The following is a 25,166-nucleotide window of genomic DNA, read 5'->3' on the forward strand; positions in this document are numbered from 1 at the left end:
TCAGTTCTCCTCGTCCGTGTGGCCGGAGTAGTCGGCGTGGTGGGGGTTCTCCCAGATGACGCTGCCGCCCTGGCCCAGGCCCACGCACATGGCGGTGAGCCCGTACCGGACCTCGGGGTGCTGCTCGAACTGCCGGGCGAGCTGCGTCATCAGGCGCACGCCGGAGCCGGCCAGGGGGTGGCCCATGGCGATGGCGCCGCCGTACGGGTTGACGCGCGGGTCGTCGTCGGCGATGCCGTAGTGGTCCAGGAAGGACAGCACCTGAACGGCGAACGCCTCGTTCAGCTCGAACAGGCCGATGTCGTCGATCGTCAGGCCTGCGGTCCCCAGGGCCCTGTCCGTGGAGGGCACGGGGCCGTAGCCCATGATCTCCGGGGGCACGCCCGCGTAGCCGTACGAGACCATGCGCATCTTCGCGGGCAGGCCCAGCTCGGCGGCGACGTCGCCGGCCGCGAGGATGGCGCCGGTCGCGCCGTCCGTCAGCGGGGAGGACGTGGCGGGGGTGACCCGGCCCCCCGCGCGGAACGGCGTCTTGAGGCCCTGGATGGACTCGAAGGTGGTCTCGGGACGGGGCAGCTCGTCGGTGGTGGCCAGGCCCCAGCCCCGCTCGGAGGAGCGGACCGCGACCGGGACGAGGTCGGGGTCGATGTTGCCGTTGGCCAGCGCCTTCGCGTACTTGGCCTGCGACTCGACGGCGAACCGGTCGGCGCGCTCCTTGGTGAGCTGCGGGAACTTGTCGTGCAGGTTCTCCGCGGTGACGCCCATGTTCAGGGACTGCGGGTCCACGAGCTTCTCGGCCACGAACCGGGGGTTCACGTCCGCGTCGAAGCCCATCGGGTGGCGGCCCATGTGCTCCACCCCGCCCGCGATCACGACGTCGGCGGCGCCCATGGCGATGCCGGCGGCGGTCGTGGTCGCGGCGGTCATGGCCCCGGCGCACATGCGGTCGATGGCGTAGCCCGGCACGGACTGGGGGAGACCGGCGAGCATGCCGACCGTGCGGCCGAGCGTCAGCCCCTGGTCGCCCTGCTGCGTGGTGGCGGCGATGGCCACCTCGTCGATCCGCTCCGGGGGGAGCTCGGGGTGGCGCCGGAGCAGCTCGCGCACCACCTTCACGATGAGGTCGTCGGCACGCGTCTCTGCGTAGAGGCCGTCGGGCTTGGCCTTGCCGAAGGGCGTACGGGCGCCGTCGACGAAGACGACGTCACGTACCGCACGGCGGGCACGCGGTGATTCCGGGGCTGCGGTCATCAGCAGAACTCCTGGGGGTTTTCGGGACGGCGACGTCCGGTGAGCGACGCCGCTGGATCGAGATACACGCTACCGCGAGTACCGGTAAAAAGCACGCACGATCTGAGACCCGGTCCGGACCCATCTGAAACGCAGTCTCGCCCACCCAAAAACCCTCGTTGAGTGCTGGATATCTGCGGGCTCAGACGTGCGCGAGCCGCAAATACCCAGCACTCAACGAGGGTGTGGGCGGGGGTGGGGGTCAGCCGTTGCCGCGGAGCTTGCGGACTACCTTCTTCGCCGTCGGCAAGGCGGTGTTCCAGGTGTTGTACCAGCGGGAGAACGCGACGTCGATCGAGCCGACCAGCTCGTCCGTGTGCTTGGCGAAGCTCTTCTTGAAGTCGCTGATGCCGTCGTTGAGCAGGCCGTTCATGTCGTACCGCACGAGGCCCTGCTCCTGGGCGATCTCGATGGTGCGCCAGTAGGTCGGCGCGGTGGCCGTGGCCTTGCGGCCGGCGTCGTTGCCGCCGCCGTACAGCAGGAACGAGGTGCTCGCCGAGTTGACGCACCACGCGAAGCAGGCGGGCACGTCGTCGACGTACGTGGCCACCAGCACCGACTTGTCGCCCAGCGAGCGGTGGATGTCGAGGTAGTACTCGTCGGAGTGGATGGCGAAGCCGGCGCGCTGGGCGGTCTCCTTGTAGACGTCGAGCACCCGCAGCACCTCCTTCTCCTCCGTCACCCGGCGGATGTCGAGGCCCGAGCGGCTGCCCTTGCGGATCTCGTACCGCGTGGACTTGCGCATGTCCGCCAGCAGCTCGTCGCCCGTCTTGGTGAGGTCGAGGATCAGCGTGCTGGGGATCAGGATCTGGTTCGGCGCGTACCGCCGCCCGGCCAGGTCCAGCTGGGTGCCTGCCGGCCAGTCCGGCTCGATGGTGATGCCGACGCCGCCCACGTTCTCGCGCGCCCACTCCACGACGGTGTTCGTCACGGCGTTGCGGGTGGCGGAGTCACCGACACCGAAGACCGCCTGCGCGGTCTCGCCGTCGTGGTGCGCGACGACCGGTCCGCGCGGCACGTAGGACAGCGCCCGGAACTGGGCGGGCAGCGGCCGCACGAGCAGCTGCGCCAGGCCGACGGTCGTGCCGTCCTCGACCACGCGCAGACGGTGCGCGCGCCAGTTGCCCGCGGCCTTGACCTCGCCCCATCCCCACAGCTGGAGCGGGTGTCCGCCCAGGGCGAGAACCTCGCGGTCCCAGGTCGAAGGATCGGTGACGACGTCGACGGCGAGCGTGATGGGCTCCGACAGGGCTGGCATGGGGACGACTCTACTGGGGGTGGGGCGGCCCTTTCACACCTGTTCGGGTGCCGCGTCGGCGAACACCCGCTCCAGGCCGCCCGCCAGCAGCTTCAGCTGCCACTCCCGGGCGCCGCGACCCCGCAGGAACTCGGTGATGGCCGCGGCGTCGGCCGGCATCGGCGGCGTCCAGCACAGGCGGCGCAGCGCGTCGGGCTGCAGCAGGTTCTCGACCGGGACGTGCAGCTCCCCGGAGAGCGCCGTCACGAGCTCGCGGGCCGCCGTGAGGCGGCGGGCGGCCGTCGGGTCGCGGTCGCCCCAGGTGCGCGGCGGGGGCGGGCCGTCGGTGCGCGGCCCTCGGACGGACGGCAGCTCGGCCTCGGGCAGGGCGCGCGCCTCGTCGATCGCCTTCTGCCAGTAGGCCGCACGCCGCTTGGTGCCCTTGCCCGCGAACTCCGGCAGTGCCACGAGCTGGCCGGCCGTCTTCGGCATGGCCTTCGCCGCCGCGACGATCGCCCGGTCGGGCAGCACCCGGCCCGGGGAGATGTCACGTGCCTGGGCGCTCGCGTCCCGGGCCAGCCACATCGCCCGGACGGCGGCGACCTGGCGCGGGTTGCGCAGCACGTGCATGCCGGACGTGCGCCGCCACGGGTCGACCCGCGGCGCCGGCGGGGCGGCGGTGCGCACCGCCTCGAACTCCTGGGCAGCCCACTCGGACTTGCCGGCGTCCGCGAGCCGTTCCGCGAGGCGGTCACGCAGCTCGACGAGCACCTCGACGTCGAGCGCGGCGTACCGCAGCCAGTCCTCGGGCAGCGGGCGGGTGGACCAGTCGACCGCCGAGTGCTCCTTCGCCAGGCCCAGCCCGAGCACCTCGCCCACGACGGCGGCGAGCCCCACGCGTTCCATGCCGAGCAGCCGGGCGGCCAGCTCGGTGTCGAAGACGCGCGCGGGGCGCAGGCCGTGCTCGGCCAGCCCCGGCAGGTCCTGGGAGGCGGCGTGCAGCACGAACTCGGCGTCGCCGACGGCCGCGCCGAGCGGTGAGAGGTCGGGGACCTCGATCGGGTCGATCAGTGCCGTGCCTGCGCCCGCCCGCCGTACCTGGACCAGGTAGGTGGCCTGCCCGTAGCGGTACCCGGAGGCGCGCTCGGCGTCGGCCGCCACCGGCCCGGAGCCGGCCGCGAACGCCTCGACGACACGTGCGAAAGCACCCTCGGTCGCCACGACGTCGGGCAGCCCGTCGGCGGGCTCGCTCAGTGGGGTGACGGGTGGGGTGACGGGTGCCGGCACGGGCGGCGATGTCTCCGCGGGGACTCCTCGCTCCGTGGTGGTCATGGACCTACCGTATGGCGTTGCTTGGATCGGTCGGTAAACCGCCTGGTGAGCGCCGCGACGCCCTCGGGCAGCGGAGGCACGCCGGCGGCCATGGTGAGCAGCGTCGCCCAGGCGCGCAGGTGGGTGCCCAGCTGGGTGTCGAGCGGCGTCCACGACGCCCGGATCTCGAGGTCGACCGCGTCGGGCGTGCCGTCCAGCGCGCCGTAGCTCTGCGACAGGACCCGGGTGACCGTGCCGCCGTCGGCGACGGTGTCCGTGCCGCGCACGAGTCCCGCGGACTCGAGGCACTCGCCCACCCAGGACCAGGCGACGTCGGCCAGCATGGGGTCGGCGGCCATCTCGGGCTCGAGCGTGGCCCGGACCAGGGTCACCACGCGGAAGGTGCCGTGCCAGGCCTCCTGACCGGCCGGGTCGTGCAGGACGACGAAGCGGCCCGTGGCGAGCGGCTCCTCGGCGTGGTCGTGGTCGTCGGGATGGTCCCGGTCGGCCTGCCCCGGTGGCGTGCCGGGCAGCACGTCGCCCGAGAGCGCCACGCTGTACGGCGCCACCCGGCGCGGGGCGGGGATCTCCGTGAGGCGCACCTCGGCGCGCAGGGCCTGACGCCGCAGGTCGGCGAGCGCTGCTGCGAAGTCGACGGGGACGCCGGTGGGCGGGCCGCTGGTCACCACTTCACGGTACGTCCGCACGGCGGTCTCCCCGCGGAGGCGCGCGGCTGTCGCCGGATCGTGATCTGCCCGCCCGGCGGACGGCCCGGCACCGTCCCGACCTCGGCCGACTAGGCTGGCCGAGGGCCACGGCGCGCCGAAGCGCGTACGCCGGCCCGTACCCACTTCTTAAGGAGCAAGAACGTGTCAGGCACAGCACAGATCGGCGTCACCGGGCTGGCGGTGATGGGTCGCAACCTCGCGCGGAACTTCGCACGTCACGGCTACACGGTGGCGGTCCACAACCGTTCCTTCGCCAAGACCGGGTCACTGGTCGCGGAGCACGGCAGCGACGGTGAGTTCATCCCGAGCGAGACGATGGCCGACTTCGTCGCGTCGCTCGAGCGGCCGCGCAAGGTCGTCGTCATGGTCAAGGCCGGCGGTCCGACGGACGCCGTCATCGACGAGCTGATCCCCCTCCTGGAGGAGGGCGACATCGTGGTCGACGCCGGGAACGCGCACTTCCCGGACACGATCCGGCGCGAGGCGGCCCTCAAGGAGCACGGCCTGCACTTCGTGGGCACCGGCGTGTCCGGCGGCGAGGAGGGCGCGCTGAACGGCCCGTCGATCATGCCGGGCGGCACGCCCGAGTCGTACGAGTCCCTCGGCCCGATCCTGGAGGACATCTCCGCGAAGGTGGACGGCGTCCCGTGCTGCACGTACGTGGGCTCCGACGGCGCCGGGCACTTCGTGAAGATGGTGCACAACGGCATCGAGTACGCCGACATGCAGCTCATCGCCGAGGCGTACGACCTGCTGCGCCAGGGGCTGGGTGCCACGGCGGCGGAGATCGGCGAGATCTTCGCGCAGTGGAACACGGGCGACCTGGAGTCGTTCCTCATCGAGATCACCGCCGACGTGCTGCAGCACGTGGACGCCGAGACGGGCAAGGCGTTCGTCGACATCGTGCTGGACCAGGCCGAGCAGAAGGGCACGGGCCGCTGGACCGTGCAGAACGGCCTGGACGTGGGCGTGCCCATCACCGGGATCGCGGAGGCCACGTTCGCCCGCTCGCTGTCCGGCTCGGTGCCGCAGCGCGCGGCGGGCCGAGCGGCGCTGCCCGCGCACGCGCAGGAGTGGGAGGTCAAGGACCGGGACGCGTTCGTCGAGGACGTCCGTCTGGCCCTGTACGCCTCGAAGGTCGTCGCCTACTCGCAGGGCTTCGACCAGATCGCCGCGGCGGCCGTGGAGTACGACTGGGCGATCGACCGCGGCGCGATGGCGCGCATCTGGCGCGGCGGCTGCATCATCCGTGCCCGGTTCCTGGACCGGATCACGGAGGCCTACGAGCGCGACGGCGACCTCCCGCTGCTGCTGGCCGACCCGTACTTCACCGACGCCGTCGCGAGCGGTCTGCCCGCGTGGCGCCGCATCGTGGCGGGCGCTGCCCAGAACGGCGTGCCCGCGCCGGCGTTCTCGTCGTCGCTGGCGTACTACGACGGCGTCCGCGCCGAGCGCCTGCCCGCCGCCCTGGTGCAGGCACAGCGCGACTTCTTCGGCGCGCACACCTACAAGCGTGTCGACCGCGAGGGCACGTTCCACACCGAGTGGTCCGGGGACCGCACGGAGGCTGAGGCGTGAGGGGTTTCCCCGCGGACAAGGGGCTGGAAGGCGGCGGCGGGGAGGTTCCCGTCCCGGACATGATGGTGGTGGGGATCGGCGGCGACGTCGGGATGTACGCCCTGGTGCGAGCGTTCCACGAGCAGTACCGGACCCCCGCCGTCGTGCTGTCGAAGGTGGCCACCCGGGCCATGCAGGACTCGGCGATCGCCGAGAACGTGGTGGTACCCGGCCTGGACGAGGTGGACGTGTTCCTCTCCACGCTCGAGGGCATCGCGCAGCAGCACCGGGACAAGGTCCTGATCCTGCTGACGAACGCGGACTGGCACGTGCGCACCGTCATCCTGAACCGGGAGCGGCTGGAGGCGGCGGGCTACGTGCTGCCGTACCCGTCGCTGCCGGTGCTGGAGCAGGTCAGCAGCAAGGAGGGTTTCGCGGAGGTGTGCGACCAGCTCGGCATCCCGACGCCGCGCACGGTGGCGGTCGACGTCGCCAAGCTGGTGGCCGACGGCGGGCGCGCGGCGGTGCCCGGTCTCGAGGTGGACCTGCAGTACCCCGTGGTCGGCAAGCCGTCCAGCAGCACCGAGTGGTACTACGTGGACTTCCCCGGCAAGGCGAAGATCCACCACATCGACTCGCGCGCGGAGCTGGACGAGCTGCTGGGCCACCTGGCCGACGCGAAGTTCCCCGGCACGTTCCTCGTGCAGGAGTTCATCCCGGGCGACGAGACGCAGATGCGGTCCCTGACCGCGTACCGCGACACGTCGGGCGAGGTGACGCTCCTGGCCACCGGACGGGTGCTCCTGGAGGAGCACACGCCGGGCACGCTGGGCATCCCGGCCGCCATCCTGGTGGAGGCGTACGACGACGCCATGGAGGCGGCCACCCGGTTCCTCGACGCGACCGGCTACGTCGGGTTCGCCAACTTCGACTACAAGCTGGACCCGCGTACGGGGCAGCACGTGTACTTCGAGGTGAACCCGCGGATCGGGCGCAACAACTACTACGTCACCGCGGGCGGGGCCAACGTGGCCCGCGTGCTCGTGGAGGACTGGGTGCTGCACCGGCCGATCCGCCCGGTGCGAGCGGTGCGCGACGTGCTGTACACGGTGGTGCCGTTCGGCCTGCTGTCCAAGTACGTCCTGGACCCGGAGCTCAAGACCCGGCTCAAGGCCCTCAAGGCGAGCGGCGACGTGATCAACCCGCTGAAGTACGACCGTGACTCCGGCCTCAAGCGCCGGCTCATCGTCGAGGCGATCACGCAGAACTACCGCCGCAAGTACGCCCAGTACTACCCGGAGCCGACGGCCACGGGCTACTGACCCCGGCGGGCCCCGTCGACGTACCCGACGCCCAGGTCGCTCCGGCGGCCTGGGCGTCCGGCACGTCGGCGTGCTCCGTCCATGGGTACTTCTGCCCTGGTCGGCGCCTTGTCCGCGGCGTGGACTGCCGAGAAGCTGTGCGCGCACCGACACGCAAGACACCTGTCGACACGATGTCAGCCGGCAGACACCGGCCGACAAGACACAAGGGAAACATCCAACACATGTCGTTCTTCGAGTCCGTCCGTACCTGCCTGCGCAGGTACGGCGTCTTCAGCGGGCGCGCGCGGCCCGCCGAGTACTGGTTCTGGTACCTCGCGGTCACGGCCGTGTACGTGGTCATCTTCGCGACGCTGATCATCCCGGCCATGGTCACCATGGACCCGGTCACCCAGGAACCGGGCGTGCTCGGCACCATCGGCATGTCCCTCTGGGGGATCGTCGCGCTGGGGACGTTCGTGCCTCTGATCTCCGCGGCGATCCGCCGCCTGCACGACACCGGCAGGTCGGGCTGGTTCTACCTGCTCAACCTCGTCCCGTTCGTCGGCGGCATCATCGTGATCGTGCTGCTCGCGCTGCCCGGCGAGAACGGCCCCAACCGGTTCGGTCCGGACCCCAGGGCGCAGGTGCAGCCGCCGCAGCCGGTCGGCGCCCCCTGACGGACGTCGCCGTACCTGCGTGACGCGGGGCGATCCCGTCCTTCGCGGAGGGGATCGCCCCGTGCTCGTGGGGGAGCGCAGGACGCTGGCCAGTTCTAGCCCGCTCCGGCCCTTGTGCTCTGTTCGAGGGATGGGAACAATGTGTGCGCACTTGCCGGAGATTTCCGGCATGAAACGTGAGAGAGGTTTTCCCCCGATGTCGTTCATCGAGTCGATCAAGACCGTGCTGTCCAAGTACGCGGTCTTCAACGGACGCGCTCGTCGCTCCGAGTACTGGTGGTACGCCCTGGCCGTGACGATCGTCACGACGATCCTCTACGCGGTCCTCGTCGCGCCGAGCTACGGCGAGTACATGTCTGCCATCCTGGAGGCCTCCGCGGCCGGCGCCGCGCCGCCCGCGATGCCTGGCGCCCTGACAGCCGGCTACCTGATCATGTCGCTCATCAACCTCGCGCTGCTCCTGCCGGGCCTGGGCGTCATGGTCCGTCGTCTGCACGACACCGGCCGGTCCGGTTTCTGGGTCTTCTTCCTGCTGGTCCCGATCGTCGGCCCGATCATGCTGATCGTCTGGTTCGCGACCAACGGCACCCCCGCCCCGAACCAGTACGGCCCGGACCCCAAGGCCGCGGCGCAGCCGGCAGCTGCCTGACCTAGCCTGAGCGAATGAACAGTCCTCGCCCGGTCCTCGTTGTCGGGGCGAGCGGGTTCGTCGGCAGCCGGGTCGTCCGCGGCCTGGCTGCCGGTGGCCGCCCGGTGCTCGCCACCGCCCGGCGCGAGCTGCCCGACCGGGTCACCGTCCAGCCCGGTGTGATCCCCGTCCGCAGCCCCGCGCTCAGCACCCTGCCCGACGCCGTCCGCGACGTCTGCGCGCGGACCGGCGTGCCGCTGCCCGGGGCCGTGGTGGCCTCGATCGGCGGCTGGCAGAAGGGAGCCCCGCTGCTGGAGGCGGACCAGGCCGAATGGACCGCCACGCTGGCCTCCCACCTCACCGCGCACCTCGACGCCGCCCGCGCGCTCGTCCCGCTGCTCGGTCCGGGCGACCCGTACGTCGTGCTCAACGGGGCGGCGTCCCGCGAGGCGATGAGCGGCTCCGGCGCGATCAGCGTCACCGGCGCGGGCCTGGCGATGCTGGTCCAGGTGCTCCGGCTGGAGTCGAGCGGCCCCCGGTTCCACGAGCTCGTGATCGACCACGCCGTCGCCGGCGACGGCCGCAACGAGGACCCGGCCCAGACCAGGGCTCCGGCCCAGGTGGTGCAGGCCCTCGGCGAGATCCTGGACGACCCGGCCGCACCCGCCGTCCGTCACGTGTGACCTTGCTCTCGCGGCCTCCGTGCGGGCCGCCCCGCCGGTAATCTGGTGACTCGTGACATCCGCTACCACCACCGACGGCCAGACCGCGACGACCGCCCTGTGTGCCGTCCGACCGCAGGTCCCTGTCGACCGGCTCGTCACCGACCTGGTGCCGCCGCGGCACTTCGCGAACGCCCGGTTCGCCACCTACCGCGCCAACCCGGCACACCCCAGCCAGGCCCGCGCGCTCGCCCGGCTGCAGGAGATCGCCCAGGAGATCACGGCCCCGAGGCGCGGCCTGTTCAGTCGACGCAAGGCCGCCCCCGCGGTCTACCTCGACGGCGGGTTCGGCGTCGGCAAGACCCACCTGCTCACCTCGCTCGCCCACGCCGTCGGTGAGGCGCTGGGAACCGACAAGGCCGCGTACGGCACGTTCGTCGAGTACACCAACCTCGTCGGAGCGCTCGGCTTCCTCCCGACCGTCGAGGCGCTCGCCGCGAAGAAGCTGGTCTGCATCGACGAGTTCGAGCTCGACGACGCCGGCGACACCACCCTCATGTCCCGCCTCATGCGGGAGCTCGCGGACCGGGGCGTGGCGCTCGCGGCGACGTCGAACACCCTGCCCGGCGCACTCGGCGAGGGCCGCTTCGCCGCCCAGGACTTCCAGCGTGAGATCAAGGCCCTGTCCGACCGCTTCGAGACCCTGCGGGTCGACGGCGAGGACTACCGCCACCGTGAGGTCGTGACCGACTCGGAGCCGCTGACCGAGGACCGGGTCACCGCCGCAGCGGCCGCCCGGCCGGGCGCCACGCTCGACGCGTTCGACGACCTGCTCGAGCACCTCGCCACCGTGCACCCGAGCCGGTACGGTGCGCTGCTCGACGGCGTCTCCGTCGTCGCGCTGACGGGCGTGCACCCCGTGACGGCGCAGGAGGTGGCACTGCGCCTCGTGGTGCTCGTGGACCGCCTCTACGACCGCGACGTGCCCGTGCTGCTCGGCGGTTCCGCGGACACCCGGGGCCTGTTCACCCAGGAGATGCTCGCCGGCGGGTACCGCAAGAAGTACTACCGGGCGCTGTCCCGCCTGGGCGCGCTCGCCGAAGAGGGCCGCAAGCTCCTCTGACCAGGATCCGGGTCAGCTCGCCGCGAGGCGGGCCTTCTCGGCCTCCACGTCGAACGTGGCGGCCGGCCAGCCCAGGTCGAGCGAGCGCAGGGCATCGGTCAGCAGCTCGGTGACCGCCAGGCGCGCGTACCACTTCCGGTTCGCCGGAACGACGTACCAGGGCGCCACCGCCGTGGAGGTGCGGTCCAGCATCTCCTGGTAGGCCACCAGGTACTCCGGGAGCTTCGAGCGGACGTCGATGTCGCCCGGGTCGTACTTCCAGTGCTTGTCGGGCCGTTCGAGCCGCTCGGCGAGGCGCTCCTTCTGCTCGTCCGCGGACACGAAGAGCGCCACCTTCACGATCAGGGTGCCCGACGCCGCCACCTCGGCCTCGAAGTCGTTCAGCTCCCGGAAGTGCTTGCGCCAGGTCTTGACCGGCTCGAGCCGGTTCACCCGGACCACCAGCACCTGTTCGTGGTGCGACCGGTCGAAGACGCCGAGATACCCGGGCCGGGGGAGCGCGTTGCGGATCCGCCAGAGGTAGCCGTGCTGCTGCTCCTCCGCCGTCGGTACTCCGAACCCCCGGTGCTGCACGCCCTGGGGGTCGACCATGCCGACGACGTGGCGCACGATGCCGCCCTTGCCCGCCGTGTCCAGGCCCTGCAGCACCAGCAGCACCGACCGGTCACCTCCGGTGCGGCCGTGTGCGAAGAGCTGCTCCTGCAGGTCGGCGAGCTCGGGGGCGCGCGCCGCCAGCAGCCGCTCGCCGTCGGCCCGCTTGCCGGCCCAGCCGGGCGTGGACGAGTGGTCCAGGGCCGTCAGGTCGGTGCCGCGCACCCAGCGCAGCGCCTCCTCCGGAGGGGTCTTCCACAGCTTCTCGGGATTCTTCGCCATCGGTGCCTCCTTCGTGGGACCGGGACGCTCCGGTGCCAGGCCCTCAGGCTCCCAGGTCAGGTGTCCGCGCGCAGCACGGCGGTCATGCGGGGCGGCACGGTCAGGGTGTCGCCGACCAGGCGCGTCGCGCCCGGCTCCCAGGCCGCTGCGAGCTTGAACGCCCCCGGGAGCGGTGCCCTCGTCGCTCCGTCGGCGGGCTGCAGCAGGCTCCCCAGGCGCAGCGCGGCGAGCCCGTGGCCGGTGTTCAGCACGAACGCCAGGCGGCCGCGCAGCACCGCGACGACGGACCGGTCGGCGGTGGAGCGGATCTCCAGCGGCAGCTCCAGCTCGTCGGTGACGTCGTGCCGGATCGAGATCAGGTCGCGCGCCCAGCGCACCAGCCGTCGCTCGTTCTCGTTGCGCGGGACCACCGGCGCGTGCACGGTGTCGAGCACGAGCGGGTTGCCCGCGAGGATGACGGTGGCGAGCACGCTGGCCCGGATGTCGACGTCGTCCACGCCGAGGAGCGCCGTGGCCGGGCTCTCCTCGCCTGCCCACGGGACCGTGAGCTGGGCGGCGGGGAGCCGGGTGATGTCCTCGACGACGCTCGCGCCGGCCCGGACCCGGTTGCGGCGTCCGCTGTTCTGGCGGGTGGCCCGGCGTACCGAGGGGTGCACCAGGTCGGCGAGCATCTGCAGCGCCTGGATGTCCTCCGTCCGGCCGGGGCCGGACAGGATGCGCAGCAGGATGGTGGTCAGCCGGTCGCTCCGGCCGGGGCCGTCCACGAGCAGGCTGAAGCGCCGGTCGAGCTGCTCGCCCATCCCGACGACGTAGTCCGCCAGCTCCCCGAGGAACGGGTTGGGGGAGCGGTCCACGAGGGCGTCGACGTCGAGGACCAGGCCGTCCACGTGGTACTCGCGCAGCCAGTGCCTGGCGTCGTCCACGAGGAAGTCGCGCGGCCCGCGGCTGCCGCTGCCGTCGAGGTTGATGCGGTCGCCCACGTAGTCGGTGCGTACGGTCGGCGCGGACGGCACCTTGCCGGCCCGCGTGCCGATCGAGGGGACCTGACCGGTGCGGAGCTGGATGGGGCCCGTGCGCGGCCGGTCCAGGGGCACCTGGCCGGTTCGGGGGCGCATCGCCTGCAGGGCGTGCTCGCCCGCGTCGCCGACGTCGGGGCGCGGCGGCCGCGGGCGGCCACCGCCACCCGTCAGGTACGGGCCGTAGGCCTCCAGCCCGAGCTCGTCGGCGACCGCCCAGCGGTAGGGGATGTCCAGCACGACGGCGAGGCCCACGGAGTGCGCGGCGTCGATGAAGCGCTGCAGCGCCCGCGGGCCGCCGTAGGGCTCGTGCACCGAGTAGAGCCGTACCCCGCGGGTGGGCCCGGCGGCGGGGTCGAACGCGGCGACGGGCGCGAGCTCGATGCCGTGCACCCCGAGCTCGGCGACGGACGGCAGCAGCGCCGCGGCGGCGTCCAGCGTGCCTTCCGGCGTGAACGTCTCGACGTCGACGTGCATGAGGATGCTCGTCGAGAGGTCGGGCGGCGACCAGGAGCCGTCGGTCCACTCGAACGCCGGGTCGAAGACCCGGGTGGGCCCGTGGATGCCCTGCGGCAGCCACACGCTGCGCGGGTCGGGCAGGAGGGGGCCGCCGTCGATCGAGAAGCCGTAGTCGGTGCCGTGCCCCAGCACGCTGTCGGCGCCCCAGTACCCGGGCTCGCCGGCGCCCACGAGGCGCAGCGGCATGTGCTCGGGCTCCTCGTACGGGTCGTAGGGCACGAGCACCTCGATGATGCGCGCGCGCGGGGCCCACACCACCGGTCTGGGCCCGGGAACAGGCATGTCAGGCCCTGGTCGGGGCGGTGGTGTGGTTCCCCCGGTTCCACTCCTCGGTCCGGTCACGGCGGACAGCCTAGCCCGGTGTTCCACTCGGGCGGGTCAGCACCACGACGCTGTGTCCTGTGACGGTGAGACCGGTACCGGCGTCCAGCACCGTTCCCGGCTCGGCGCTGCCGTCCGTGTCGAGCACCACCGTCCAGGCCTTTCCGTAGGCACCGGGCGGCAGAGTGAAGTCCAGGGCCCCGGAATGGGCGTTGAGCAGGAGCAGGAACGAGTCGTCGACGACCGCCTCGCCCCGGACGCTGGTCTCCGAGATCGCGTCGCCGTTGAGGAAGACCGCCACCGTCCTGGCGTACGACTGGTGCCAGTCCGTGTCGTCCATCCGGGCGCCGGTGAGGTCGAGCCACTCGATGTCACCGAGCTCCTCCGTGCCGCTGCCGTCGAAGAACCGGCGGCGGTGCAGGATCGGGTGGTCCCGGCGCAGCCGGACCGCCTGCCGGGCGAACTGCAGCAGCGCCGCACGCTCGTCGTCCAGCTCCCAGTCCATCCACGAGAGCTCGTTGTCCTGGCAGTAGGCGTTGTTGTTGCCGTCCTGGGTGCGCCCGAGCTCGTCGCCGTGCGCGATCATCGGCACACCCTGGCTCAGCATGAGCGTGACCAGGAGGTTGCGGCGCTGACGGGCGCGCAGCTCCCGGATCTCCGGGTCGTCGGTGGGCCCCTCGACGCCGCAGTTCCAGGACCGGTTGTGGCTCTCGCCGTCCTTGTTGTCCTCGCGGTTGGCCTCGTTGTGCTTCTCGTTGAACGACGTGAGGTCGGCCAGCGTGAAGCCGTCGTGGGCGGTGACGAAGTTGATCGACGCGCTCGGCATCCGCCCGCTGTGCTCGTACAGGTCGCTGGACCCGGTCAGGCGGGAGGCGAGCTCGGGCAGGGTCGAGGGCTCCCCGCGCCAGAAGTCGCGCACGGTGTCCCGGTAGCGGCCGTTCCACTCGGTCCACAGCGACGGGAAGCCGCCCACCTGGTAGCCGCCGTCGCCCAGGTCCCACGGTTCGGCGATCAGCTTGACCTGGGAGATCACCGGATCCTGGTGCACGATGTCGAAGAAGGCGCTCAGCCGGTCGACCTCGTGGAACTGGCGGGCCAGGGTGGCCGCCAGGTCGAAGCGGAACCCGTCGACGTGCATCTCCTCCACCCAGTACCGCAGCGAGTCCATGATGAGCTGCAGCACGGCGGGCGAGCGCATGAGCAGCGAGTTGCCGGTGCCGGTGGTGTCGAAGTAGTGCGCCTCGTCGCCGTCGACCAGGCGGTAGTAGGCGGCGTTGTCGATGCCGCGGAAGCCCAGCGTGGGGCCCAGGTGGTTGCCCTCGGCGGTGTGGTTGTAGACGACGTCGAGCAGCACCTCGATGCCGGCCTGGTGCAGCGCCTTGACCATCGCCTTGAACTCCATGACCTGCTCGCCGCGCCGGCCGTAGCCCGCGTACCCGTTGTGCGGGGCGAAGAACCCGATCGTGTTGTAGCCCCAGTAGTTGGTCAGGCCCTTCGCCGCGAGGGAGGGGTCGGTGACGAACTGGTGCACGGGCATGAGCTCGATCGCCGTGACACCCAGCTTGGTCAGGTGCTCGATCACGGCCGGGTGAGCGAGGCCCGCATAGGTGCCGCGCAGCTCGTCGGGTACGTCCGGGTGGCGCATCGTGAGGCCCTTGACGTGCGCCTCGTAGATCACCGTCTCGTGGTACGGCGTGGCCGGCGGGCGGTCGTGGCCCCAGTCGAAGAACGGGTTGACCACCACGGAGACCATGGTGTGCCCCAGCGAGTCGGACTGCTCCGGCGTCGTGCCGGTGGTCGCCTGGTCGACGTCCGAGAACGGGTAGGAGAACAGCGACGGGTCACCGTCGAGGTCGCCGTCGATGGCCTTGGCGTACGGGTCCAGCAGCAGCTTGGCGGGGTTGCAGCGATGGCCCGACGCCGGGTCGTACGGCCCGTGCACCCGGTACCCGTACCGCGTCCCGGGGCCGACCCCGGGCAGGTAGACGTGCCACACGTGCGCGTCGGTCTCCGTGACGGGGATACGGGTCTCGGTGTCGTCGTCGGTCAGGAGGCACAGCTCCACGCTCTCGGCTACCGACGAGTAGAGCGCGAAGTTGGTGCCGGTGCCGTCAAAGGTCGCACCGAGGGGGTAGGGGCGCCCAGGCCAGGTCTGCATCCGACGATCATCACACCCCGTCGGGGTACGTGGGGGGAGATCTGCGTGCCGGGCGTGCCGTCGCCGTGGAGGCTTCGCGGTGATTCGAAATACTGTGCCAAGCGGAGATACGAACTCCCCGATCTTCTGCGAGAATGAGACCATGATCACGGGGGAACCCCAGCCCGCCACCGACCCAGTCGACTCGGTTCCGACCGATCTGGTCGACGAGTCGAATGCTTCCTACGCACGTATCGCGCCGCCGGCTGTCCGCCGCGCCGCAACCCGCCGCGGACTGCTCGGCGGCGGAGACGCCTCCAAGGCGCCGCGCAACCTCGCCGACTGCGCCCTCGACCCCATCTCCGGAGCCTCGAGCGGAGTCTCCTGGGACGACCCGGAAGAGCTCTGAGGGCAGAGACGCCCCCAGAGCGGCCTCCTTGCCGGCCCGCGTCCGCGCGGTCGGCGAGGAGGTTCTCGTGCCACTGGCCTGACCGGGCCACCTGACCGGCCGCGCTGCTGCCGATGCTCGAGCCGTTCCTCAGCGGGGCAGCCGCCCCGGGTCCACGGGGATGATGCGCGGCATGCCGGCCGGCGCTACCTGGCTCAGTGCCAGGTAGCGGGCCTCGGCCCGGTGCAGGCGGATGTGCTCGTCGAGCGACCACTGCGGCCCGTTCGTCAGCGTCATGCCGCACGAGCAGTCGATCTCCTCGCGGTCGCCGGGCAGGTGCCGCACCAGTCCCACGGTGACGTGGGAGGCGCGGGCATCGGCCTTGGCGCGGTGCATCGCGGCGCTGACGGGGGCATGTTCGGTCACGCCCGCCAGAGTAGGCGCTGAGTGCGGGATCAGTGCGAGTGCGCGATGCCCTGCTCGTGCATGCGCTCGTGCTCCTCGCGCTCCTTGATGCGCTGTGCGATGCGCTCCTGGACCTCGGCGCGGCGCAGGGGCGGCACGGTCTTCGGCGGCTGACGGCGTTCCGGCAGCGCGTCGAGCAGGCGCGTCACGATGTCCGCGATCTCCTGCGTGGCCTGCTCGACGGGCTCGCGCGTGGCGTCGCTGACCTTCGTCACGCCGGTGACCTTGCGCACGAACTGCAGGGCGGCGGCGGTGATCTCTTCGTCGGTGGCGGGCGGTTCGAGCCCGCGTAGCGTCGTGATGTTTCGGCACATGTTCCGACCGTACGCCGGGCTGCCGCGTCGCGGGAGGGGCGGAGTACGGCAAGGTGGGGGTGTGCCTGTCGAACCGCGATCAGAAGCCCTGCTCGATCCCCGGCCCGTGACCTGCGTGCGGGAGGCCTGAGATGCGCTGCTCCGTGAACATCCCCAACTTCGGCGACTTCGCCGACCCCCGCACCGTCGCGACGGTGGCCCGCGCCGCCGAGGACGCCGGCTGGGACGGCCTGTTCGTCTGGGACCACGTGGTGCACAGCAAGGAGATGCGCCGCGGCCTGCCGTTCGGCGACCCGTGGATGCTGCTCACCGCCGCGGCGCTCGCGACGTCGCGCCTCCGGCTGGGCACCCTCGTCACGCCGGTCGCCCGGCGACGTCCCGAACAGCTCGCCCGGCAGGTGGCGACGCTCGACGTGCTCAGTGGTGGCCGGGTGATCTTCGGCGCGGGCCTCGGCGGGCCGGTCGAGGACGAGTTCGGTAGCTTCGGCGACGAGACCGACCCGGTGGTGCTCGCCGAGAAGCTCGACGAAGGGCTCGGCCTCCTCGCCCGCTACTGGGCGGGGGAGCGTGTCGACCACGACGGGCCGCACTACCGGGTGCGGGACGTCGAGCTCCTGCCCGCGACCGCGCAGCAGCCGCGGCCCCCGGTCTGGGTGGGCGGGTTCTGGCCCAACCGCCGCCCGTTCCGCCGCGCGGCGCGCTGGGACGGCGTCGTGCCGCTGTTCGCCTCCGGGCACGGCGCCCCGCCGGCGCCGGACGAGGTGCGCGACGTCGCCGCGTACGTCGCCGAGCACCGCCCGGACGGCGGCGGGTTCGACCTCGTCGCCGGCGGGCTCACGACCCCGGAGGCGGCGGCCGACGTCGTCGGGCCGCTGGCCGCGGCCGGAGCGACCTGGTGGGACGAGCGTGGGCGGTACGAGTCACCCGACCTGTACTCCAGCGCCGCGGTGCTGCGTCGGATCGAGGCGGGGCCACCGCGTCCCTGAGGTCCGGTCTGCGAGGTCGGCCTGCGAGCTTCCGGCTGCGCGTGGCCCCCGGGTTCAGCCGTCCTGGTTCGCGCCGCTCCAGCGGGCGATGTCGTCGTCGGTCACCTCGACCGGGCCGGTGGCCGGCTGGGTGATCCGGATGTGGTTGCCGAACGGGTCGCGCAGGGCGCAGTCGATCCCGTACGGCTGCTCGACCGGCTCCTCGGTGAACTCGACGCCCTTCGCGCGGAGCTCGGCGTAGGTGCGGCGGCAGTCGTCGGTGTTGAGGATGCATGCGACCCCGAGCGCTCCCTTGGTCAGCAGGTCCCGGACCTGGGCGGCGACCTCCTCGCTCAGCGAGGGCGGTCCCGGCACCTCGAGGAGCAGGTGGCGGTCGGGATCGTTCGGCAGGGACACGGTGAGCCAGCGCATGAAACCCAGGTCGACGTCGTTGCTGACGGTGAACCCGAGCTTGCCGACGTAGAAGTCGAGGGCTTCGTCCTGGTCGATGACGTTCACGGCGGTGATCGAGATGTTGTTGAACATGCCGACCACGCTACGGGCGCCCTCGTGCGGCGCGCTTCTCCGAAACTGCTCGGCCCCGGGTCGCTCGGTGTCGTCAGCCCGTGGGCCGCAGCCAGCTCTTCGTGAAGCAGACGGGGGCCACGACAAGTCGCGTCCGGCGCCGGTACTCGGACGGTGACACACCGACCACGTCGCGGAAGGTGCGGCTGAACGTCCCGAGGCTGTTGGACCCGACCATCAGCGCGACGTCGGTCACCGGGTGCGCGGTGTCGCGCAGCAGCGCCATCGCACGCTCGATCCGGCGCCGCTGCAGGTAGCGGTGCGGTGTCTCGCCGAAGGCGGCCCGGAAGCTGCGGCTGAAGTGCGCCGGCGAGACATGGGCGATGCGCGCCAGCGTCGGCACGTCGAGCGGACGGCCGTAGTCGCGGTCGATGGCGTCCCGGGCACGCAGCAGCCGGCGGTTGTCCTGCTCGCGCGGAGACATCGCCCGGCTCGTGCCCGGGCGGAGCATCGTGCTGGAGGTCACGCAACCAGCCTAGGGCGTGCGCGGTGCGACCCCTGCCTCTACTGGACGCACGTCGGCGACGTCCGTCGAGCGTGACGGCGGGGTCACGGCGAGGATGAGCGGTGATGAACGCGATCCTGCTGCTCCCCGTCGGCATCGTCCTGCTGAACGTCTTCGCCCTCGCGCTGGTGCTCCTGCGCGCGCCCTTGTTCCGGCTGCCGGTCTACTGGCCGATGGTGCTCAACGTCGGCCTGTCGGTCGCCCCGGCGGTGGTGCTGGGGATCGGCGTGGCCGTGGTCATGGCGGTGGTGAGCCTCGTGCCGAGCCAGGCGCTGCTGCTCGCGGTGATGGCGCTGGTGCTCGTGGTCTGGGTGCTGCTGCTGCCGAACTCCGCCTACCTGGTGACCGAGCTGAACTTCTCCCACCGGCGGCCCACGGACGACCCGGCGCCCCTCTGGTACGACATCGTGATGGTGCTGTCCCTGGCGCTGTCCGGTGTGCTGAACATGCTGATGAACGTGCTGCTGGTGCAGTTCGCCTTCGTGCTGCTGGTCCGGCCGAACGACGACGACCCGTATCGACAGCCCGACTCCTGGGTCCTGGTGGCGGTGACGCTGCTGCTGGTGAGCGTCGGCATCTATCTGGGCCGCTACGTCCGGTTCAACTCCTGGGACCTGCTGCATCCGGGATCGTTCGTGCGCAAGCTCGCCGAGCACTTCCGGGTGCCGGCCCACCTGCGGACGCTGGCCGGCTTCGTCGTCGTGCACACGCTGTTCTTCGGGCTGATGTACCTGCTCGTGGTCGCGCCCGTGCTGCTGCTGGTGGCTGCCGCGAGCCGGTGAGTCGGGCCGGCGCCCGGACCCGGCGTACCGGGTACGCCGGGTCCGGGCACCGGTCTCGCTCGGTGGTCGAGGTCAGTCAGGCAGGGGAGCGGCCTCAGCCGCAGTTGCGCCAGCCGGTCACGAAGCTGTCGTACAGACCCCCGGGGCCCGACACCTCGCCCTTGACCTTGACGCAGTGCCCGTTGGTGCTGTTCCGGTACGACGCGCCGGCGTACGAGGCGTAGACGTCGAAGTCGTACGAGTTCCGGTCGCCGCTGTCCAGCGTCCTGCTGTTGTTGTCGTCCACCCAGAGCGAGACCCCCGTGGGCACGCTGCCCGCCAGGTAGTTGTAGGTGACGACGCAGTTCTGGCCACCGCTCACCGACGAGTACCAGAGCTCGGTGCGCCCCAGGGACGTGCCACCGTCGCTGAGCTGCCACGTCGCCACCCTGGTGCCGGAGCACGACGACTTGATGGGGCCGAACGACTCGGCGCTCGCGGGCGTCGCCAGGAGCGTGATGGCGGCGAGCGTGCTGATCACGACGGCTACGGGTCGGCTGAACCTCATGGATGTCTCCTTTGAACGAACCTGTCGGACGAACCTGCTCCGGGCGCACCACGGCGTGAGCGCTCCGTCGACGTACAGGAGGGAGAGTGGGTCCGGACCAGTACACCCACGTCGTGGTCCGTTCCCTGCCGCTTACGATTCCTGGCGTGACCGCTGCGCGCCGGAAGAACCACCAGATCGCCGTGCTCGTGCTCGAGGGCGCCAAGCCGCTCGACGTCGGCATCCCCGCGCAGGTGTTCTCGAACCGGCCGAGCATGCCCTACGAGGTGCGGGTCTGCGGCGCCGCGCCCGGGCTGGTGACCGGCGGCGACGGCCTCTCGTACCACGTGGCCGAAGGGCTGGACGCCCTGGAGCGCGCCGACACGGTGTTCGTCCCCGGCTACCGGACGCCGGCGGCCGCCGACCCGCCCGCCGTCGTCGTCGATGCGCTCAAGACCGCCCACGCCCGCGGGGCCCGGCTGGCCGCCATCTCGACCGGGGCGTTCGCCCTGGCCGCGACGGGGCTGCTCGACGGCAAGCGGGCGACCACCCACTGGCACTACACGAAGGCCCTGCGCGAGCGGCACCCGCTCGTGCAGGTCGACGAGAACGTGCTGTTCGTCGACGAGGGCGGGGTGCTCACCTCGGCGGGGGCGGCGTCCGGCATCGACCTGTGCCTGCACCTGGTGCGGCGGGACCACGGCGTCGGCCTGTCCAACCACGTGGCCCGCAGGCTGGTGGCGGCGCCGTACCGCAGCGGGGGACAGGCGCAGTACGTGCCGCGCAGCGTGCCCGAGCCGCTCGGCGACGTCTTCGCCGAGACGCGTGCCTGGGCACTGGAGCACCTGGCCGAGCCGCTGACACTCGACGCGCTGGCCCGCAACGCGCGGGTCTCGGCGCGCACGTTCTCCCGCCGGTTCGTCGAGGACACCGGGTACACACCCATGCAGTGGGTCCTGCGGGCGCGCGTGGACCTGGCGCGGGAGCTGCTGGAGCGCAGCGACCTGAGCGTGGAGCAGATCGCGCACCGCGTGGGGCTGGGTACCGCGGCCAACCTGCGCCTGCACTTCCACCGGATCCTCGGCACGTCGCCCACGGAGTACCGGCACACGTTCTCGGCCTGAGCGGCGGCCGGCAGAGGCGTGGCGAGATCCTTGCGGGTGGTGGCGTTATGTCTGGCGTGATCCTTGCGCACCATGGCGTTCCAGCCGCTGTCGGTGGTGCGCCGGTCGGCAGAGCATGGAGGCATGACTCGCATAGCCATCAACGGATTCGGCCGTATCGGCCGCAACTCCCTCCGTGCCCTGCTCGAGCGCGACAGCGACCTCGAGGTGGTCGCGATCAACGACCTCACCGCTCCTGACGCACTCGCCCACCTGCTCAAGTACGACAGCGCCCTCGGCCGCCTCGGCCGGACCGTGGAGGTCGACGGCGACGAGCTCGTCGTGGACGGCCGCCGCATCACGGTGCTCGGTGAGCGCGAGCCCGCCAAGCTGCCGTGGGCCGAGCTCGGCGTCGACATCGTGCTCGAGGCGACCGGCCGGTTCACCTCGGCCGAGGCGGCTCGTGCGCACCTCGACGCCGGAGCGCGCCGGGTGCTGGTCAGCGCACCCTCGGCCGGCGCGGACGTCACGCTCGCCTACGGCGTGAACACCGGCACCTATGACCCCGCCCGGCACACGATCGTCTCGAACGCCTCGTGCACGACGAACGCGCTGGCCCCGCTGGCCTCCGTCCTGGACGACCTGGCCGGCATCGAGCACGGCTTCATGACCACCGTGCACGCCTACACCCAGGAGCAGAACCTGCAGGACGGGCCGCACCGCGACCTGCGCAGGGCCCGCGCCGCCGGCGTCAACATCGCGCCGACCACCACCGGTGCGGCGAAGGCGATCGGCCTGGTGCTGCCGAACCTGAACGGCAAGCTGTCCGGTGACTCGATCCGCGTGCCTGTCCCGGTGGGCTCGCTGGTGGAGCTGAACACGACGGTGTCCCGCGAGGTGACGCGCGACGACGTGCTCGCCGCCTACCGGGCGGCCGCCGACGGCCCGCTCCAGGGCATCCTCGACTACTCCGACGAGCCGCTGGTCTCCAGCGACATCACCGGTGAGCCGGCGTCCGCGATCTTCGACGCCGCGCTGGTCCGCGTCGAGGGCAAGCACGTCAAGGTCGTGGCCTGGTACGACAACGAGTGGGGCTTCTCCAACCGCGTGATCGACACGCTGGAGCTGCTCGCCCGCGCGTGACGGGACACCCATGGAGTGGTCGGTAGTCCGTCAGGTCATCGGTAGTTCGAGCTGCCGACAACCTGACGGACTACCGACCACGCGCATCGACGGCGACAAGCCCTACCCACCGCTTCTGCTGCCTGGTTTCCACCGCGCGCGGCCTGTAGTGCGCGCGCACCCACGCCACGGCGTCGTCGGGCGCTACCCCGCTCATGATCGCGAGGACCGCCAGCGCCGTGCCGGTCCTGCCGACCCCGCCGCCGCAGGCGATCTCCACCCGCTCGGCCGCCGCGCGCGTGTGTGCCTGCCGCAGCACGGCCAGTGCATGGTCCGTCGAGTCGGGCAGGCGGAAGTCACGCCAGCGGACCCACTCGTGGTCCCACCCGGGCCGCGGCTCCTTGCCGAGCAGGTAGACGGCGAAGTCCGGGGGAGGGGCGTCCCGCCGCGGACGGCGCAACCCGGTCCCGCGCACTCGCCGGCCGTCCGGCAGCTCGACGACGCCGTCGACCATGTCCCACCGGTTCATGTCCTCAGCGTAGGGAGCCGCGCACCGATGAGTACCGCAGTTCTCCGCAGTCGGACAGGGAAACCGGAGGGAGAGGCAGATGAGCAAGGTCTTCACACACATGACGATGTCGCTGGACGGGTTCATCGCGGACCCGGACGACGGCATAGAGGACATCTTCGACTGGTACGGCGCAGGGGACGTGAGCGTGCCCAGCGCCAACGAGGGTGTCTCGCTCACCGTCGACGAGGCCAGCGCGGCAGTGCTGCGGGACCTGATCGAGAGCGCGGGTGCCCTCGTCTCGGGCCGGCGCCTGTTCGACATCACCGACGGATGGGGCGACAACCACCCGATGGGCGTCCCGGTCGTCGTGGTCACCCATCGCCCGCCCGACGACGCGGACCGGTGGCCGCGGACGACGTTCGTGGGCGACGTCGGCACGGCGATCGAGCGTGCCACGGAGATAGCGGGTGGCAAGGACGTCACCGTCGCGAGCGCGAGCGTGGCCCAGCAGGCGCTCACGCTCGGGCTGGTGGACGAGGTGTGCGTCAGCCTCGCGCCCGTGCTGCTCGGTGCGGGGATCCCGTACTTCGCGAACCTCGACGGCCGGCACCTCCTGGAGGACCCGACGGTCGTGCAGGGACGCCGGGCGGTGCACCTGCGGTATCCGGTGCGGCGCTGAACCGCTGGTCGAGCTTGCCGAGACCCAGTTCTCGACAAGCTCGACCCACGGAACCGCTGGACCAGCGGCGACGTGCCTAGAAGGTCCAGCGCTGCGTCTCCGCGCCGGAGCAGGCGCGGATCTCGAGCCGCTGGCCGTCGCGCAGGGGAGCACCCCCGACCGCCGTCAGGCACTTGCCGGACTGCGGGTTCATGAGCGCCCGGCTGGCGGACTGGTACGTCCAGTTCTGCGCCGCGGTCCCGTTACACGTCCACAGCTGCACGACGGCGCCGTCGGCGGTGCTGCCGCCCGACACGTCCATGCACTTGCCCAGCGCACGCAGCGTCGACCCGGACCGTGCCCACGTCTGGGCGGTGTTGCCGCTGCAGTTCACGATCTGCAGCGGGTTGCCGTCGGCCGAGTCGGCCCACGGGACGTCGACGCACATGCCGTTGGCCGCGTGCACCGGTCCGGTGCCCGGCGGGAGAGCGGAACCGCCGCCGTCGCCCCCGCCGCCGTCACCGCCGCCACCGTCGCCGTCGGACCCCGCGATGGGCGTCGCCGCGCCCTGGAACGGGTCGAGCTGGATGTAGGCAGCCGACGGGTTGCCGTCGTGCACGAGCGACTCCTGCGCCAGCACGTCGTCGAACGCGAAGCCGTAGGCCTTGCCGTTCGCCATCTGCTCGTGGATGTACTTGGAGTAGTAGTCCGTCACGGAGTCCTGGTAGAAGCCCGAGGTGCTGGTGCCGGGCTGCGTGGTGGTGGTCAGCAGCGTCGACCGGTGGAAGCCGGCACACAGCGTGCGGGCGATGGCGCCGATGTCGTTGTTCGGTGCCTCCAGGTCCTTGTAGCAGCCGAAGACGGAGTCGCTCGACGGCTTGCGGAACTCCGTGACGTAGGCGCCCGAGGCGTTGGTGAACCGCATGACGCCGTTCACCACACGGCCCGTGAACCGGGCGGCCGGGTCGTACGAGTACGGCGCGACGGTGAGGGGCTCGTTGGCGTACTTGGCCCACACCCGGTCGATGTAGCCCGCCAGGATGTTCGCATCGATCTGTCCGGTCCCGATGGCGTGGCCGGGAGCCAGGACGCGCAGCAGGGAGCCGTCCGGCGCGCGCTGGGCCAGGTTGCCCCAGCCGGGCGTGCCGGCGAGCGCGTTGACGACGTTCTGGTAGCCGTCCGGCTTGAGCATGCCGGTGCTGATCACGGTGCCGTCGGCCTTGCGCAGCCCGGTCTGGTATGGGGCGGAGAGGAAGTCGACCTGGGTGCTGTTGATCCAGAGGCCGTCGTTGTTGAGCGTGAACTCGGTCCAGGCGAACAGCTTGTTGCGGTTCGGGTCGTTCTGGTTCTGCACCGCGGGCTGGACCAGGCGGCCGTCGTTCACGATCTTGAACGAGAGCTTGCTGCCGTAGGAGAAGTAGACCCGGCCGGACATCTTGGGCAGCTGGATGGTCTTCGACTGCCCGTCCGCGGGACCGGCGATCGCGGCGTCGGGGGCGTCCACCGGCGTCCCGCCCACGGTGGGCCAGGGGTGGAACGTGCCCGCCGCGTCGGACCAGCCGAGCCGGCCCGTGTGCGGGTCACCGAGGACGTAGATGAAGACCTGGTCACCGCGACCGGAGTCGTTGGTGATGGTCAGGGGGATCGTGGCGGGGACCGCGGTAGCGGGCGTGGGCTGGGTGACGACGAGTGCGGTCGCGGTGATGGCGAGCGCGCCGAACGCGGCGATCGCGTTCACCAGCCTGCGGATTCTGGGCCTTCGGGTACGTGACCGTGCTGATGACATAGGGAGATCTCCTCGGTTCCGGTGGTACGCCGTTGTACTTACTGGACTGTCAGCAAAACGGATATTAGTGAGG

The 25,166-nt window shown here is 71.6% G+C and carries 26 protein-coding genes; 12 read left to right on the plus strand and 14 right to left on the minus strand.

Annotated features, from left to right (window positions below; genetic code table 11):
* The 4 genes from LUM46_RS16090 to LUM46_RS16105 form a co-directional block, all read right to left on the minus strand.
* Positions 1–1,251, minus strand: a complete 1,251-nt coding sequence (locus LUM46_RS16090) for a thiolase family protein (protein ID WP_274995201.1) — start codon at positions 1,249–1,251, stop codon at positions 1–3.
* A gap of 241 nt (positions 1,252–1,492) precedes the next feature.
* Positions 1,493–2,548 carry a lipid II:glycine glycyltransferase FemX gene (locus LUM46_RS16095; RefSeq protein WP_274995203.1) on the minus strand — a complete coding sequence of 352 codons (1,056 nt, stop codon included), beginning with the start codon at positions 2,546–2,548 and terminating at the stop codon, positions 1,493–1,495.
* A gap of 33 nt (positions 2,549–2,581) precedes the next feature.
* Positions 2,582–3,859 carry a ribonuclease D gene (locus LUM46_RS16100; protein ID WP_274995204.1) on the minus strand — a complete coding sequence of 426 codons (1,278 nt, stop codon included), beginning with the start codon at positions 3,857–3,859 and terminating at the stop codon, positions 2,582–2,584.
* Complete coding sequence (locus LUM46_RS16105) at positions 3,856–4,524, minus strand: DUF3000 domain-containing protein (RefSeq protein WP_274995206.1); 669 nt, start codon at positions 4,522–4,524, stop codon at positions 3,856–3,858. Before LUM46_RS16105 ends, LUM46_RS16100 begins: the two co-directional genes overlap by 4 nt.
* A 183-nt stretch (positions 4,525–4,707) precedes the next feature.
* Here LUM46_RS16105 and gndA point away from each other — a divergent pair, with 183 nt between their 5' ends.
* The 6 genes from gndA (at position 4,708) to zapE (ending at position 10,517) form a co-directional block, all read left to right on the plus strand.
* The gene (gene gndA, locus LUM46_RS16110) at positions 4,708–6,144 is read left to right on the plus strand and encodes an NADP-dependent phosphogluconate dehydrogenase (RefSeq protein WP_274995208.1); all 1,437 of its coding nucleotides are present in this window, start codon (positions 4,708–4,710) and stop codon (positions 6,142–6,144) included.
* Entirely contained in the window at positions 6,141–7,445 is a 1,305-nt protein-coding gene (locus tag LUM46_RS16115) for a carboxylate--amine ligase (RefSeq protein ID WP_274995209.1), read from the plus strand. Before gndA ends, LUM46_RS16115 begins: the two co-directional genes overlap by 4 nt.
* 224 nt (positions 7,446–7,669) lie before the next feature.
* The gene (locus tag LUM46_RS16120; RefSeq protein WP_274995210.1) at positions 7,670–8,104 is read left to right on the plus strand and encodes a DUF805 domain-containing protein; all 435 of its coding nucleotides are present in this window, start codon (positions 7,670–7,672) and stop codon (positions 8,102–8,104) included.
* Between the two features lie 196 nt (positions 8,105–8,300).
* The gene (locus tag LUM46_RS16125; RefSeq protein ID WP_274995212.1) at positions 8,301–8,753 is read left to right on the plus strand and encodes a DUF805 domain-containing protein; all 453 of its coding nucleotides are present in this window, start codon (positions 8,301–8,303) and stop codon (positions 8,751–8,753) included.
* A gap of 14 nt (positions 8,754–8,767) precedes the next feature.
* Complete coding sequence (locus tag LUM46_RS16130; protein WP_274995213.1) at positions 8,768–9,415, plus strand: Rossmann-fold NAD(P)-binding domain-containing protein; 648 nt, start codon at positions 8,768–8,770, stop codon at positions 9,413–9,415.
* Between the two features lie 52 nt (positions 9,416–9,467).
* Entirely contained in the window at positions 9,468–10,517 is a 1,050-nt protein-coding gene (zapE, locus tag LUM46_RS16135; protein WP_274995215.1) for a cell division protein ZapE, read from the plus strand.
* A gap of 12 nt (positions 10,518–10,529) precedes the next feature.
* On the opposite strand, the gene LUM46_RS16140 is transcribed toward zapE, so the two are convergent.
* The 3 genes from LUM46_RS16140 to glgX form a co-directional block, all read right to left on the minus strand.
* Entirely contained in the window at positions 10,530–11,390 is an 861-nt protein-coding gene (locus LUM46_RS16140) for a PPK2 family polyphosphate kinase (protein ID WP_274995216.1), read from the minus strand.
* A gap of 56 nt (positions 11,391–11,446) precedes the next feature.
* Positions 11,447–13,207: an alpha-amylase family protein gene (locus LUM46_RS16145; RefSeq protein WP_274995218.1), complete on the minus strand. Its 1,761-nt coding sequence runs from the start codon at positions 13,205–13,207 to the stop codon at positions 11,447–11,449.
* Positions 13,208–13,277: 70 nt separating this feature from the next.
* Positions 13,278–15,404, minus strand: coding sequence for a glycogen debranching protein GlgX (glgX, locus tag LUM46_RS16150; RefSeq protein ID WP_274995219.1), 2,127 nt, complete (start codon positions 15,402–15,404; stop codon positions 13,278–13,280).
* Positions 15,405–15,546: 142 nt separating this feature from the next.
* Between glgX and LUM46_RS16155 the strand changes: the two genes are divergently transcribed.
* The gene (locus tag LUM46_RS16155; protein ID WP_274995220.1) at positions 15,547–15,792 is read left to right on the plus strand and encodes a hypothetical protein; all 246 of its coding nucleotides are present in this window, start codon (positions 15,547–15,549) and stop codon (positions 15,790–15,792) included.
* Positions 15,793–15,921: 129 nt separating this feature from the next.
* Here the strand turns inward: LUM46_RS16155 and LUM46_RS16160 are convergent, their stop codons facing one another.
* Both LUM46_RS16160 and LUM46_RS16165 read right to left on the minus strand, forming a co-directional pair.
* Positions 15,922–16,197 carry a hypothetical protein gene (locus LUM46_RS16160; protein WP_374726982.1) on the minus strand — a complete coding sequence of 92 codons (276 nt, stop codon included), beginning with the start codon at positions 16,195–16,197 and terminating at the stop codon, positions 15,922–15,924.
* 29 nt (positions 16,198–16,226) lie between these two features.
* Positions 16,227–16,550, minus strand: coding sequence for a DUF2277 domain-containing protein (locus LUM46_RS16165; protein WP_274995222.1), 324 nt, complete (start codon positions 16,548–16,550; stop codon positions 16,227–16,229).
* Between the two features lie 143 nt (positions 16,551–16,693).
* On the opposite strand from LUM46_RS16165, the gene LUM46_RS16170 reads away from it, so the two are divergent.
* Positions 16,694–17,536, plus strand: coding sequence for an LLM class flavin-dependent oxidoreductase (locus LUM46_RS16170; RefSeq protein WP_274995223.1), 843 nt, complete (start codon positions 16,694–16,696; stop codon positions 17,534–17,536).
* Positions 17,537–17,590: 54 nt separating this feature from the next.
* Here LUM46_RS16170 and LUM46_RS16175 read toward each other — a convergent pair whose 3' ends face one another.
* Together LUM46_RS16175 and LUM46_RS16180 are read right to left on the minus strand one after the other, a co-directional pair.
* Complete coding sequence (locus LUM46_RS16175) at positions 17,591–18,061, minus strand: VOC family protein (RefSeq protein ID WP_274995224.1); 471 nt, start codon at positions 18,059–18,061, stop codon at positions 17,591–17,593.
* Positions 18,062–18,134: 73 nt separating this feature from the next.
* A complete protein-coding gene (locus tag LUM46_RS16180; protein WP_274995459.1) occupies positions 18,135–18,524 on the minus strand; it encodes a helix-turn-helix domain-containing protein in 390 nt (129 codons plus the stop codon).
* A gap of 146 nt (positions 18,525–18,670) precedes the next feature.
* On the opposite strand from LUM46_RS16180, the gene LUM46_RS16185 reads away from it, so the two are divergent.
* Positions 18,671–19,387, plus strand: a complete 717-nt coding sequence (locus tag LUM46_RS16185; RefSeq protein WP_274995460.1) for a DUF1361 domain-containing protein — start codon at positions 18,671–18,673, stop codon at positions 19,385–19,387.
* Positions 19,388–19,481: 94 nt separating this feature from the next.
* On the opposite strand, the gene LUM46_RS16190 is transcribed toward LUM46_RS16185, so the two are convergent.
* Positions 19,482–19,934, minus strand: a complete 453-nt coding sequence (locus tag LUM46_RS16190) for a hypothetical protein (RefSeq protein ID WP_274995225.1) — start codon at positions 19,932–19,934, stop codon at positions 19,482–19,484.
* A gap of 146 nt (positions 19,935–20,080) precedes the next feature.
* Here LUM46_RS16190 and LUM46_RS16195 point away from each other — a divergent pair, with 146 nt between their 5' ends.
* On the plus strand, positions 20,081–21,037 hold the full coding sequence (locus tag LUM46_RS16195) for a GlxA family transcriptional regulator (RefSeq protein WP_274995226.1): 957 nt from the start codon (positions 20,081–20,083) through the stop codon (positions 21,035–21,037).
* Between the two features lie 123 nt (positions 21,038–21,160).
* Positions 21,161–22,159: a type I glyceraldehyde-3-phosphate dehydrogenase gene (gene gap / locus LUM46_RS16200; protein ID WP_274995227.1), complete on the plus strand. Its 999-nt coding sequence runs from the start codon at positions 21,161–21,163 to the stop codon at positions 22,157–22,159.
* Positions 22,160–22,229: 70 nt separating this feature from the next.
* On the opposite strand, the gene LUM46_RS16205 is transcribed toward gap, so the two are convergent.
* Positions 22,230–22,667 carry a protein-tyrosine phosphatase family protein gene (locus LUM46_RS16205; protein WP_274995228.1) on the minus strand — a complete coding sequence of 146 codons (438 nt, stop codon included), beginning with the start codon at positions 22,665–22,667 and terminating at the stop codon, positions 22,230–22,232.
* 79 nt (positions 22,668–22,746) lie between these two features.
* Between LUM46_RS16205 and LUM46_RS16210 the strand changes: the two genes are divergently transcribed.
* A complete protein-coding gene (locus LUM46_RS16210) occupies positions 22,747–23,328 on the plus strand; it encodes a dihydrofolate reductase family protein (RefSeq protein WP_274995229.1) in 582 nt (193 codons plus the stop codon).
* A gap of 76 nt (positions 23,329–23,404) precedes the next feature.
* Here the strand turns inward: LUM46_RS16210 and LUM46_RS16215 are convergent, their stop codons facing one another.
* Positions 23,405–25,045, minus strand: coding sequence for a beta-1,3-glucanase family protein (locus LUM46_RS16215; RefSeq protein ID WP_274995230.1), 1,641 nt, complete (start codon positions 25,043–25,045; stop codon positions 23,405–23,407).
* Between the last annotated feature and the right edge of the window lie 121 nt (positions 25,046–25,166).

The sequence above is a fragment of the Promicromonospora iranensis genome (genome assembly GCF_028994805.1).
GTDB lineage: Bacteria > Actinomycetota > Actinomycetes > Actinomycetales > Cellulomonadaceae > Promicromonospora > Promicromonospora iranensis.